Source organism: Roseovarius sp. (assembly GCF_018066915.1).
In the GTDB taxonomy this organism is placed as follows: domain Bacteria; phylum Pseudomonadota; class Alphaproteobacteria; order Rhodobacterales; family Rhodobacteraceae; genus Roseovarius.
Map to the genome: position 1 here is coordinate 1 of NZ_JAGPVV010000004.1, position 12,790 is coordinate 12,790.

The following is a 12,790-nucleotide window of genomic DNA, read 5'->3' on the forward strand; positions in this document are numbered from 1 at the left end:
GGAGCGCTTGGCGGGGATCGAGGGCGATGATGTGTTCTACAACGGCTATACCTACTGCGGGCATCCGGTGGCCTGCGCCGCCGCGCTCAAGAATATCGAAATCATCGAGCGCGAGGATATTCTGGCCCATGTCCGCCGCATCACCCCGCAATTTCAGGCGCGGTTGCGCGCCATCGGCGAGAGGTTCGACATCGTCGGCGACGCGCGCGGCATGGGCCTTTTGGGCTGTCTCGAATGTCGGCCCGACCTCAGCGACGAAAGCTACGCCAAACATCTGCAATTCGGCGCCAAGCTCGATGCCGCCTGTGAGGCGCGCGGCCTCTTGCTGCGCCCCTACGGCAATATGGCGGTGTTCTCACCGCCGTTGATCATCACCACAGAGGAGATAGATGAAATGTTCGATATCATGGAGGCGGGACTGACCCAACTCAGCGCCGAATACAATGGTTGAGGTCGCGCGCCTGAAGGCGGACACTGACGCGGGCACCGTCGCCGACACCCTGCTCAGGGATGGCGGCGTGGTGGTCAATGCGGTGGCGGGGGCCGATCTGCTGGATCGCATCACCGCTGATCTGCGCGGCCCGTTCGATGCGCAGGGGCATAAGTTCGCCAATGATTTCAACGGCTACAAGACGCGCCGTCTGGGCAGTATCCTCAAGATTTCCGAGGCGGCGGCGGATATTCTGGCACATCCGCTGGTGATGGACGTGGCCGACCGCGTGCTCAAACGTCATTGCATCAATTACCGCATCGGATCGTCCACCGCGATCGAGATTCTGCCGGGGGAAAAGCCGCAGGTGCTGCACCGCGACGATGACTTCTACCCAATCCGCATTCCGGGCGTGGAATTCCAGATTTCCGCCATGTGGGCGCTGGATGATTTCACCGTCGAGAATGGCGCGACCCGCGTTGTGCCCGGATCTCAGGACCTGCGCCCGATCAAGAGCATCACCGAGGATCAGATCACCCAAGCCGTGATGCCGCGCGGCTCGGTGCTCTTCTACCTCGGGGCCACAGTGCACGCGGGCGGGGCCAACCGCGCCAATGCCCCGCGCAAGGGGCTGATCACGACCTATTCGCTGGGCTGGCTCCGGCAGGAGGAAAATATGTATCTCTCGGTGCCCAAATCCAAGGCGGATAAATACCCCGATGCGGTGCGCCGATTGCTGGGCTATCAGGGCCACGGGCGCAATCTTGGGGTCTATCCCGGCGATCCCGATGGCTATTGGTTTGACGCCTGAGCCCGATGATCATCCCGGCTTGCGACCCCGGATATGGTGCGGGCAATGCTCGCCCGACCGCACAACCGGCACCATCGCGGTCCATGTCTCGATCTGATGCGCGATGAACTCCGCGCCATGCCGCGCCTCCCATGTCGCGCGGCGCGGGCCTGACAACTCCTGCAGTTCCGCCGCTGCAACTTGCGCATACCACGGGCTGCGGTCCAAGAGCGCCACATCGACAAACCCCGCCGCCGTCAGCGCCGCGCGGTAGCGCGCGGGCGAGGCCATGGCGAAATCGAGCGCCTCAAGGGCGATGTAATGCGCCATTTCCGGCGAGGGCGCGCCGTCATGCGCACGCAACCAGTCCGAGGCCGCAAAGATACCGCCGGGTTTCAGCACCCGAAACACCTCGGCCGCGAGCGCCTCCTTGTCGGGGATATGGATGATCGAATCCTTGGAGAACACCAGATCAAAGCTCTGATCCGCATAGGGAAACGGCCCCGGCGTGACCTTGTCGATGGTGATCTGCCCTGCCAACCCCGCCGCATCGGCACGGGCGCGCGCGGCGGCACAGACCGGGTCTTCGACGTCGATCCCCGTGACATGCGCCGCCCCATGGTCGCGCACCAGATTGACCGCAATCGCCCCTGACCCACAGCCGATGTCGAGCACTCTAGCCCCGGTCAGATCAATCCCGTCCAGAACCCGCGCCACTTCCTCCGGCCCACCGGGCGAGAGAAACCCCTCGCCCCAAAGCTCCTCAAGAAAGCCGATATGGCTTTGATCGTAGAGAATATCCTCGGACATGCGCAGCCCCCCTGACTGAATACCCGTTCAGAGGAGTATTCCGCGAAGCGCCCGCTCAGACAAGCCCCGCCTCAGAGTTGCCCCGCCGCAAGCAACCGGTCCCAGGCAAAGCGCAGATAGCTGCTGCGAAAGGTATGTCCGCCCGGATGCAGGCAGAAATCGAGCACGTCACCCGTTGCATTGCGGCGGTTCTGACACTCGAGGTCCTCGAATTCCATCTCTCCACTCGGGCTGAAGCCGCCCAGCGCCTGATACATGTCCAACGAGTCGGCCACATCGCCCTGGCGCGTCTCCAGAATAGGCCGCCCGGCCAAAGGCACCGTCGGATCAGTCGTGCCGTGAATATGCACAAGGCTCGCCGCAGGTGTGGCGCAGGTCTCGGGCGGTTTCATCCAGAAGGTTCCGGCGATTGCGGCAAAGCCCGCGAACCGCTCGGGCATGGTGCAGGCGAGGTTCCAGACCATCATGCCGCCTGCGGAAAACCCCGCCGCCATCAACCGCTTGGGATCAATCGGAAACCGGCGCGCGGCATCCTCGATCACCGCCTCGACATAGCGAAATTCCACCGATCCGTCGCTGTCCATATGGCGCGGCGCATAGGGAATCACCCAGTCATCATCAGCGGATTTGAGCGCGATCAGCGCCAGCCCCATGTCCGACACGACCTGACGCAGGTTCTGGTTCTGCATCACCGCCGCCGCCGATCCGCGATAGCCATGGGCAAAGACCACCGCCCCCACCGGGGCACCCGCCTGCCCCTCGGGCATGGCGATGCGGTAATGCCGGTCGCCCAGTTGGCAATCGGTATCCGGCCCACAGGCCAGCGCAGGCTGAGCGCCCAAAATCACGCCCAAGGCCAAGATCACCGATTGAAACCGCATTGCACCCTCCTGAAACCGACAGGCTCTATCCTGTGCCTAACCCTGACAGAGACAAGTCACAAGCGCGTGGCGCGTGGCCTTGGCTCACGCGGTTGTGATCTGCGCGATGCCTGCGGATCAACCCTTTGGTAACGTCCATGCGCTTGGATGGGTGCGACGCTGCCCGATGACGGAGATGCCGCATGACACGATTAGCCCTTCTTGCGCTGCTGGCGCTCAGCGTGTTTCCGGGCATGGGCGCGCAGGCGCAAACCCTGACAGAGGTGCGCACCCAGCTTCAGGCCGCCCTGCAACGCAGCCTCAGCCGGTCAATGATGGAGGGCGCGCTGCCGCATCTCGACCTGACCACCGGGCAACTGACCAAATTCTACCCGACCGAGAATCACGAGATCATCCTCAAGATGGACGAGGTTTATGTCATGTGCGCCACGCTGCTGGGCCCCGATGGCAAGGAAGTGCCGGTGGATTACTACATCTCACAAAGCGGCGGACGCTATGGCGTGATCCGGACCGAAATCAACAACCGCACCCCGCTCAAGGCGCTGATGGACGCGGGCCGCGCCACCCGACTGGAGTGACGTCGATGACCATGACGGACGGGGCGGCGCTGCGCACGCCGACGCTGGGACTGTATCTCAAGCTGACGGCGGTGATGGTGCCGACCTTCTTGCTCTTCGCCGCCTCCGGGCTCTTGTGGCTGAGCGAAAAGAACCTCTTGCGCAGCGAAGAGGCGATGGCCATGCGCATCGGAAATGCCACGTCACGGCTGGGCGGCGCATTGGAGCGGTTCAGCGATCAGAGCGACGGGGCGGTGGATTGGACCAGCGCCTATGTCACCGACCTCATGCAGACGCTGCTGGGCGATCCCGCGATCCGCTGCGTGGAATTGGTGGACCCGGCCAGCCGCGCCGTGCTGGCTGTGGTGCCCGAGGGGCTGGGCTGTCAGGGGGCCGATACCGCGCTCTCGCTTCCCTATGAGGTGTTTTCCTGGCCGATAACCGAGCTTGTCACCCGCTTTGACGAGCGCGAGATTGCCACCGTCAAACGCTATCAGCGCGATTTCCTGCTCTTGCTGCTGGCAGGCGGCATCCTCATTGCCGCCCTCGCCAATTGGCTCTCGTTTCGGGTCATCGTGGGCCGCCCGCTGCGCCGCCTCATCACCCGGCTGGAAGAGGCGCGCGAGGTGGCGGTGATCGCCAATGACGCGAAATCCGATTTCCTCGCCAAGATGAGCCATGAGATCCGCACGCCGATGAACGGGATCATCGGCATGGCCGACATGCTCTCGGAAACCGATCTGACCCCGGAACAGGATAGTTATGTCAGCACGATGGTCCGCTCGGGCGATGCGCTTTTGACCATCATCAACGATATTCTCGATTTCTCCAAGATCGAGGCGGGCAAGCTCACGCTCGCCTCCGAGCCCTACCGCCTGCGCGAGATTGTCGAGGATGTGACCCAGCTTCTGGCGCCGCTCGCCGCGCGCAAGGGGCTGATGCTCTATGCCGATGTCGCCCCCGACCTGCCCGAGATCATGCTGGGTGATGCCGGGCGCCTGCGCCAGATCCTCGTGAATATCGCGGGCAATGCGGTGAAATTCACGCTCGAGGGGCATGTCGCCCTGCGCGCCAGCGCCGCTGGTCCCGGCCAGATCGTGATTCGTGTCCATGACAGCGGCGTGGGTATTCCTGCGGATCAGCAAGACAAGGTCTTTACCGCCTTCGAGCAGGTGGACAACACCGCCACCCGCAGCTTTGGCGGCACCGGTCTGGGCCTTGCGGTCAGTCGCCAGTTGGTGACGCTGATGGGCGGCACGCTGACGCTGCAGTCGCGCGAGGGGATCGGCACGCGGTTTGACATCACGCTGCCGCTCATCCCACAAGAGGTGGCCGGGCGGGGCCTGCGCGCCACGCCTCTGGCGCTTCCCGGTCAGGATGCGCCGGTGATCTGGCTGCTGGACGCGTGCGCCGACCGACGCGCCGGGCTTGCCTCTCTTCTCACCCATCTTGGCACCCGCGTGATCGAGGGGAGCACAATCGCGGACATGCCCCGTGCGACCACGCCCGCCCTCATCCTGCGCGATGACCGTGTCGCCGACGAGGGCCTGCCCGCCACGATCCCGCAAATCCTCTTGTCGGACCGCGCCGCAGCGCCCGGCGGCAGCCTGCGCAGCGTGCTGCGCAAACCCCTGCGCCACGCCCTGCTGATCGAGGCCGCGCGTGCCGCCCTTAGTGGCACCCTGACCGCGGTCCCGACCGATCACGCGCCCCCGCGCCGCGCCGAGGATTGGGCCAAGGGGCTGCGCATTCTCGCCGTCGATGACAACGCCACCAACCGCCTGCTGCTCGAACGCTACTTTGCCCGGTCCGGCGCGCAGCTCCGCCTTGCCGCCAGCGGTCCCGAGGCGGTGGCCCTCTATGGCGCAGAGGCGGCCGATCTGGTGCTGATGGATGTCTCGATGCCGGGCATGGACGGTTATCAGGCGACCGGCCTCATCCGCACGCAAGAGGCAGCGCAGGACCTGCCACCTGCGCATGTGGTGGCCGTGACCGCCAATGTTCTGGACCAACACCGGCAAGAGGCGCATCTGGCGGGAATGGACGGGTTCCTTGGCAAACCTCTGCGCAAGGCCGATCTTGTCGCCTATGTCGCGCAGCGGCGCGAGAGCGGCGAGTTGGTGCCGCACCCCGTCGCACACCGCCCCGCCGCCGAATAGGCGCGGGTTCAGCCCTCGCCGGACCCATCCCGCCAGCGGTTCACGATCGGATAGCGCCGGTCGAGCCAGAACGCCCGTTTGCTCAACCGCGTGCCGGGGGCCGCCTGAAACCGTTTATATTCACTGATATAAAGCAGATGCTCCACCCGCTTGGCATCGGCGCGGTCATAGCCTGCCGCCACGCAATCCGAGATCGAGCCGTCCTGATCCACCAGAATGGTCAGTATCCCGTCCAGCACCGGATAATCCGGCAGCGAATCGCTGTCCTTCTGATCGGCGCGCAATTCGGCACTGGGCGGCTTGGCGATGACCCGCTCGGGGATCACAGCCCCCGCGCGCCCCATCATCCAGCCGCGATGCTGCGCGTTGCGCCAGCGGCAAATCTCGAACACCCGGCTTTTGTAGAGATCCTTGATCGGGTTATACCCCCCCGCCATATCGCCATAAATCGTGGCATAGCCCACCGCGACCTCGGATTTGTTGCCCGTGGTGAGCAGCATCTCGCCAAACTTGTTCGAGAGCGCCATGAGCAAGAGCCCACGCAGCCGCGACTGGAGATTCTCCTCGGTCAGGTCCGGTGCTGTGCCTGCAAAGAGCGGTGCCAGCGTCGCCGTGATCGCCGCGCGCCCGGCGTCAATCGGCACGAAATCATACCGGCACCCCAGATTTTCCGCGACCGCCTTGGCATCCTCGAGCGACTCGGGCGAGGTATATTCCGATGGCAACATCACGCAGCGGACATTCTGCGCGCCCACAGCATCAACCGCAATCGTCGCCACGATGGCACTGTCCACCCCGCCCGAGAGACCCAGCAAGACCTTTGAAAACCCAGATTTGCGCAGATAATCGCGCAACGAGAGCACCATCGCGTGATAATCCTGCTCCATATCATCGGGCAAAGACGCGAGAGCGCCCGGCACCGCGCGCCAGCCCTCCGGCCCCCGCTCCAGATCAACATGCGCCAAAGCCTCGTCAAACATCGGCAATTGCAGCGCCAGCGCCCCACCGGGGTTGAGCACGAAAGAGCCGCCATCGAACACCTGATCGTCCTGCCCTCCCACCATATTGAGGTAGACGAGCGGCAATCCGGTCTCGATCACCCGCGCCACCATCCGGTTTTGCCGCAGGTCCATCTTGTCGCGGTCATGCGGCGATCCGTTGGGCACGAGCAGGATTTCCGCCCCGGTTTCGGCCAGTGTCTCGGTCACATCCTCGTGCCAGGCATCCTCGCAAATCGGGCTGCCGATCCGCACGCCTGCCACCGTATAGGGCCCCGCCACCGGCCCGCTCTGATAGAGCCGCCGCTCATCGAACACGGTCTCGTTGGGCAGGTGATGTTTGAGCACGCGGGCGCGCACGGCCCCCCCTTGCAGGACATAATAAGCATTGTAGAGCCCCACCCCCTCCAGCGCCGGACCGCCGATGGCCAGCGCCGGACCCTCGGCGCAGTCGCGTGCCAGCGCCTCGATCGCGGCAATCGCCGCCTGATGAAAGGCAGGTTTCTGCACGAGATCTTGCGTGTTGTAGCCGGTGATGAACATCTCGGGCAGCGCCACCAGATCGGCCCCCGCCGCGCGCCCCTCTTCCCATGCCGCATGCGCCAGACGCGCATTGCCCGCCAGATCCCCCACCGTGGGGTTCAACTGCGCCAATGTCAGGCGAAACCGGTCAGCCATGCGCGTGCCCTCTGCATATCCACGCCTCCGATGTAGCAGATCGCCGCCGGAGGAAAAGCCGATTTGCCCAAAACCCGTTGTCAGCCCCTGCCCTGTCCTCTAGATTTGGCGCAGCCGCCGTATCATCGGGCGGGATCGGGCATCGGGGCAGATATGAAGTTTTCGCGCACAAGACCCATCCTTCTGAGCATCGCCCTTGGCGCGGCCACAATGGCCGCCGCTCAGGATGCAGAGGTGCAGACCAAGCAATATGACGATGGCGGCATCTACGAGGGCACGTTCAAGGACGGGCTGCAACACGGCACCGGCACCTACACGCTGCCCAATGGCTATGAATATACCGGCGAATGGGTCGAGGGGGAAATCCGCGGCAAGGGTGTCGCACGCTTTCCCAACGGCTCGGTCTATGAGGGCGAATTTGCGCGCGGCAAACCCAATGGCATCGGCAAGATCGTGTTCACCGATGGCGGCACCTATGAAGGCGCTTGGGAGGATGGCAAGATCACCGGGCAAGGTGTTGCGATCTACGCCAATGGCGTGCGCTACGAGGGTGGATTTCTCAACGCGATGCACCACGGGCGCGGCCGGATGCAGAGCCCCGGTGGCTATATCTATGACGGCGATTGGGTGAATGGCGTCAAAGAGGGCATGGCCAAGATCACCTATCCCGATGGCGCGGTCTATGAGGGGGCCGTGGCGCGCGGCGCGCGCGAGGGCGAAGGCACGCTGACCATGCCCGACGGGCTGATCTATCAGGGCACCTGGCGCGCCGGAGAGATTGACGGCAAGGGCAAGCTCACGCAGCCCAATGGCGATGTCTATGAAGGCGATCTTGTCGCCGGACGGCGCGAGGGCATGGGCCGTGTCACCTATGAGAATGGCGATCTCTACGAGGGCGCCTTCAAGGATGACAGCCGCCATGGTCAGGGCAAATTCACCGGCACCGATGGCTATCTCTATGAGGGCGAATGGGTCGCTGGCAAAATCTCGGGTCAGGGGCGCGTCACCTATCCCGATGGCTCGGTCTATGAGGGGCAGTTCCGCGATGATCTCGCCAATGGCGAAGGGCGCATCACCTATCCCGATGGCTCCACCTATGAGGGATCATGGATCGGCGGCGTGATCGAGGGCACGGGGCGTGCCACCTACCCCAACGGTCTTGTCTACGAGGGCGAGTTCCAGAACGCCCGCAACCATGGCACCGGGGTCATGACCTATCCCGACGGTTATCGCTATGAGGGCGAGTGGCAGAACGGTCAGCGCCACGGCACCGGCACCGCCACCTATCCCGATGGCACGATCTATGTCGGCCAGTTCGTCGAGGGCCAGCGCCACGGGCAGGGCAAGATCACCATGCCCGATGGCTTTGTCTATGAGGGGGAATGGCAGAACGGCGAAATCTCGGGGCGCGGCGTGGCCACCTACACCAATGGCGATACTTATGAGGGGATGTTCCGCGCGGGCAAGCGGCAGGGCGAAGGCACCATGCGCTATGCCACCGGGCAAGAGGCCAGCGGCACATGGGAAGACGGCGCGCTGTCAGAGGCCACGACCAAGACCGAGTGATCAGACGATACGCCCCGCCTCCAGATCGCCCAACACCCGCGCGGCCCCGTCCAGCACCGCCTGACGGCGGGTGCCGTCCATCTTGTCCCAGGTGCGGTAAACCGGCCCCATGCGCGGATTGCGGCCAAACCTATCGCGATGCCGGATCAGGAAATCCCAATAAAGAAGGTTAAAGGGACAGGCAGTCTCGCCCGTCTTGTCCTTGACCGAATAGGCACAGGACCGACAGTAATCCGACATCTTGTCGATATAATTGCCCGAACTCACATAGGGTTTGCTGGCGATGATGCCGCCATCGGCAAACTGGCTCATCCCGATCACATTCGGGGCCTCGACCCATTCAAACGCATCGGCATAGACCGCGAGATACCATTCATGCACTTGGCCCGGATCAATCCCGGCCAGAAGCGCGAAATTGCCCGTTACCATCAACCGCTGGATATGATGCGCATAGGCCTCTTTTGCCGTCACCCCAACAGCTTGCGAGACGCAGTTCATCCGCGTCTCGCCCCCCCAATACATCGCAGGCAGATCGCGCCCGTGGCCCAGCGCGTTGCGCGTCACATAGTCCGGCCCCTCGCGGAAATAGAGGCCGCGCATATATTCCCGCCAGCCGATCACCTGCCGGATATAGCCCTCGGCGGCATTGATCGGCACTCGGCCCGCTTGCCATTCCTCAACAATTCGGGTGCAGATATCCACAGGATTGAGCAATCCGATGTTCATATACATCGAAATCACCGAATGGTGCAGGAACGCATCCCCTTCGAGCATCGCATCCTGTGTATCGCCAAACCCCGGCAGCAGGTGCCGCGCGAAATGGTCAAACGCTTGGGCGGCCTCGGCCCGTGTCACGCCAAACCAGAACGGGCGCAGAGTGCCGAAATGCCCACCAAACCGCGCCTCGACCAGATCGAGCACCTCCGCCGTGATCGCATCCGGCTCAAACCGCAGCGGCTTTGCGCGCAGCAGGTCCACTTGCGCCCGCTTGCGGTTGTCATGGTCAAAATTCCACTTGCCCCCCGCCGGTTGGTCGCCCTCCATCAGGAACCCGGTCTTGCGCCGCATCTCGCGGTAAAAATACTCCATCCGAAGCTCTTTGCGGCCCTCGGCCCAGCGGTCGAACTCCTCCAGCGCACAGATGAACCGGTCGTCGGGCAGTTGCCGAACGGTCAAGGGGGCCTCAGTCAGCGCCGCAATCAGCCGCCATTCCCCCGGCTGCGTGGCAATCACCTCGGACGCGCCAAATTCCTCAGCCCGCCGGATCACTTCGCCGACAATCGAGGGCGTGGCCTCGGGATCATCCAGCCGCGTATAGGCCACCTGCCAGCCAGCCGCGCGCAACTCTTCTGCAAAATGCCGCATCGCCGACAGGATCAGCGCAATCTTCTTGGGATGGTGCGGCACATAACTGCCCTCGTCCATCACCTCGGCCATAACCACCACGTCGCGTGCCTTGTCCGCCGCGCGCAAGGCAGACAAATCCAGGCTAAGCTGATCCCCCAGCACCAAAACCAGCCGCGTCACCATGGCACGGGTTTCCCCTGCCAATCAAAGAACCCGCCGCTGTCCTCAGGCCGCAAGCCTGCGATGACGCGCAGCAGGTTTTCCGCCGCCTCTGGTGCAGGCACCGCCGGGTGCCGCCCCAGATACTTGCGGGTAAAGTCGGTCTCGACCGTGCCGGGATGCAGCGCCACGCAAATCGTCGCGCGGTGGCTGCGCCCCAGTTCAACTGCGCCGGTGTGGATCATCTGGTTGAGTGCCGCCTTGGCGGTGCGATAGGAATACCAGCCGCCGAAACTGTTGTCGCCGATCGAGCCCACCCGCGCCGAGAGCGCCGCAAAGACCGCCCGCCCCTCGCGCGGCAAGAGCCGGACACTGTGCTTGAGCACAAGCGATGGTCCCACACAATTGAGCGCGAATTGATCCAGCATCGCCTGCGCGCTCACCTGCCGCAGCGCCTTTTCCGGCGCGGCGTCGCCGATTTCCAACGCCCCCGTCGCCACAAGGATCAGGTCAAACGGCCCCGTGAGCGCCCGAAGGGCTGCCGCAACCGAGGCCTCATCGGTCACGTCCAACCCATCGTCCCTCCGCGACAGGCCGGTGACCGACACGCCCCTTGCCTCAAGGGCGGCGCTCACAGCCTGCCCGATGCCGCCCGAGGCGCCGATGATCAATGCGTTTTCCATGGCGCAGACCTAGCCGAAGCCCGCGCCGCTTCAACCCCCAAAGCCAAGCGCAATTTCGGGGTTTTCTTCGCCGCGCGGCATGCCTATAGTTTCGCCCATGTTGATGCAGGATCATATCACGCCCTTGCCCCACGCCCCTCGGCGTGCCGCACGTGCTGTCCTGCTAGGCCTAAGCCGCCTCTGAGCGTGCCGTCTTGGCGCGACCGCTCAGAGGATGTGCCGTTTTCGCGCCGCAGGCTTAGGATTTTTTGAAAGAGACCAACATGACCAACACCTCTAAAGATCGCGTCGTCATCTTTGACACAACCTTGCGCGATGGCGAGCAAAGCCCCGGCGCCACCATGACCCATGCCGAAAAGCTCGAAATTGCCGGGCTGCTCGATGACATGGGCGTCGATATCATCGAGGCGGGATTTCCCATCGCCTCCGAGGGCGATTTCAACGCCGTCAGCGATATTGCCAAGAACGCAAAGAACGCCGTGATCTGCGGCCTCGCGCGGGCCAATTTCAAGGATATCGACCGCTGCTGGGAGGCGGTGAAACACGCCGCTCGCCCCCGCATCCATACCTTTATCGGCACCTCGCCGCTGCACCGCGCCATACCCAATCTCGACCGCGACCAGATGGCCGAACGGATTCACGAGACGGTGACACATGCCCGCAATCTCTGCGACAATGTGCAATGGTCGCCGATGGATGCCACCCGCACCGAATGGGATTATCTCTGCCGCGTGGTGGAAATCGCGATCAAGGCGGGGGCAACCACGATCAATATCCCCGACACCGTGGGCTATACCGCACCCGAGGAATCCGCCTCGCTCATTCGCCGCCTGATCGAAACCGTGCCGGGGGCGGATGAGGTGGTCTTTGCCACACATTGCCACAACGACCTCGGCATGGCCACGGCAAACGCCCTCGCCGCCGTTGCAGGCGGCGCGCGGCAGATCGAATGCACCATCAACGGCCTTGGCGAACGCGCAGGCAACACCGCCCTCGAAGAGGTGGTGATGGCCCTCAAGGTGCGCGGCGACATCATGCCCTATGTGACCGGCGTCGACACCCGCAAGCTGATGAACATCTCGCGCCGTGTTGCCGCTGTGTCGGGCTTTCCGGTGCAGTTCAACAAGGCCATCGTCGGCAAGAACGCCTTTGCGCATGAATCCGGCATCCATCAGGACGGCATGCTCAAGAACGCCGAAACGTTTGAGATCATGCGCCCCGAGGATGTGGGTCTCACCGAGACCAATATCGTCATGGGTAAACATTCGGGCCGTGCCGCCTTGCGCTCCAAGCTCAAGGATTTGGGCTATGACTTGGCTGATAATCAGCTCAACGATGTGTTCGTCCGGTTCAAGGAACTCGCCGACCGCAAGAAGGAAATCTACGACGACGACCTCGTGGCCCTCGTCAATGCCGGTGTGGATTCCGAGAACAACCGCTTGCAGATCAAACACTTGCGCGTGATCTGCGGCACCGAAGGCCCGCAACAGGCCACGCTCACGATGGAAATCGACGGGCGCGAGGTCTCGACCGAGGCCACCGGCGACGGGCCCGTCGATGCCACGTTCAACGCGGTCAAGGCGCTCTTTCCACATGAGGCGCGGTTGCAACTCTATCAGGTCCATGCCGTGACCGAAGGCACCGACGCACAGGCCACCGTATCGGTGCGCATGGAAGAGGCGGGGCGCATCGTGATGGGACAATCGGCGGATACCGATACGGTCGTGGCCTC

The 12,790-nt window shown here is 63.6% G+C and carries 11 protein-coding genes; 6 read left to right on the top strand and 5 right to left on the bottom strand.

From position 1 onward, the window contains the following. Positions 1–451: aminotransferase class III-fold pyridoxal phosphate-dependent enzyme (locus tag KBT70_RS00145; RefSeq protein WP_296627327.1), on the top strand; the 451-nt coding region annotated here is incomplete at its 5' end. Continuing rightward, on the top strand, positions 444–1,241 hold the full coding sequence (locus KBT70_RS00150; protein WP_296627329.1) for a phytanoyl-CoA dioxygenase family protein: 798 nt from the start codon (positions 444–446) through the stop codon (positions 1,239–1,241). The genes KBT70_RS00145 and KBT70_RS00150, both read left to right, overlap by 8 nt. Before the next feature lie 9 nt (positions 1,242–1,250). Here the strand turns inward: KBT70_RS00150 and KBT70_RS00155 are convergent, their stop codons facing one another. Together KBT70_RS00155 and KBT70_RS00160 are read right to left on the bottom strand one after the other, a co-directional pair. Beyond that, complete coding sequence (locus KBT70_RS00155) at positions 1,251–2,030, bottom strand: methyltransferase domain-containing protein (protein WP_296627331.1); 780 nt, start codon at positions 2,028–2,030, stop codon at positions 1,251–1,253. 71 nt (positions 2,031–2,101) lie between these two features. Further along, positions 2,102–2,911 (bottom strand): prolyl oligopeptidase family serine peptidase, encoded by an 810-nt coding sequence (locus KBT70_RS00160; protein ID WP_296627334.1) that lies wholly within the window; start codon positions 2,909–2,911, stop codon positions 2,102–2,104. 182 nt (positions 2,912–3,093) lie between these two features. Between KBT70_RS00160 and KBT70_RS00165 the strand changes: the two genes are divergently transcribed. Next, positions 3,094–3,489, top strand: coding sequence for a hypothetical protein (locus KBT70_RS00165; RefSeq protein ID WP_296627335.1), 396 nt, complete (start codon positions 3,094–3,096; stop codon positions 3,487–3,489). A gap of 5 nt (positions 3,490–3,494) precedes the next feature. After that, a complete protein-coding gene (locus KBT70_RS00170) occupies positions 3,495–5,627 on the top strand; it encodes an ATP-binding protein (protein ID WP_296627336.1) in 2,133 nt (710 codons plus the stop codon). Positions 5,628–5,635: 8 nt separating this feature from the next. Here KBT70_RS00170 and KBT70_RS00175 read toward each other — a convergent pair whose 3' ends face one another. Beyond that, positions 5,636–7,303, bottom strand: a complete 1,668-nt coding sequence (locus KBT70_RS00175; protein WP_296627339.1) for an NAD+ synthase — start codon at positions 7,301–7,303, stop codon at positions 5,636–5,638. A gap of 153 nt (positions 7,304–7,456) precedes the next feature. Here KBT70_RS00175 and KBT70_RS00180 point away from each other — a divergent pair, with 153 nt between their 5' ends. Further along, positions 7,457–8,869: a 2-isopropylmalate synthase gene (locus tag KBT70_RS00180; RefSeq protein WP_296627341.1), complete on the top strand. Its 1,413-nt coding sequence runs from the start codon at positions 7,457–7,459 to the stop codon at positions 8,867–8,869. On the opposite strand, the gene KBT70_RS00185 is transcribed toward KBT70_RS00180, so the two are convergent. Then, positions 8,870–10,399, bottom strand: coding sequence for a cryptochrome/photolyase family protein (locus tag KBT70_RS00185; RefSeq protein ID WP_296627348.1), 1,530 nt, complete (start codon positions 10,397–10,399; stop codon positions 8,870–8,872). It abuts the gene before it with no gap. Beyond that, the gene (locus KBT70_RS00190; protein WP_296627343.1) at positions 10,393–11,058 is read right to left on the bottom strand and encodes an SDR family NAD(P)-dependent oxidoreductase; all 666 of its coding nucleotides are present in this window, start codon (positions 11,056–11,058) and stop codon (positions 10,393–10,395) included. Before KBT70_RS00190 ends, KBT70_RS00185 begins: the two co-directional genes overlap by 7 nt. A gap of 263 nt (positions 11,059–11,321) precedes the next feature. Here KBT70_RS00190 and KBT70_RS00195 point away from each other — a divergent pair. Further along, positions 11,322–12,790: 2-isopropylmalate synthase (locus KBT70_RS00195; RefSeq protein ID WP_296627346.1), on the top strand; the 1,469-nt coding region annotated here is incomplete at its 3' end.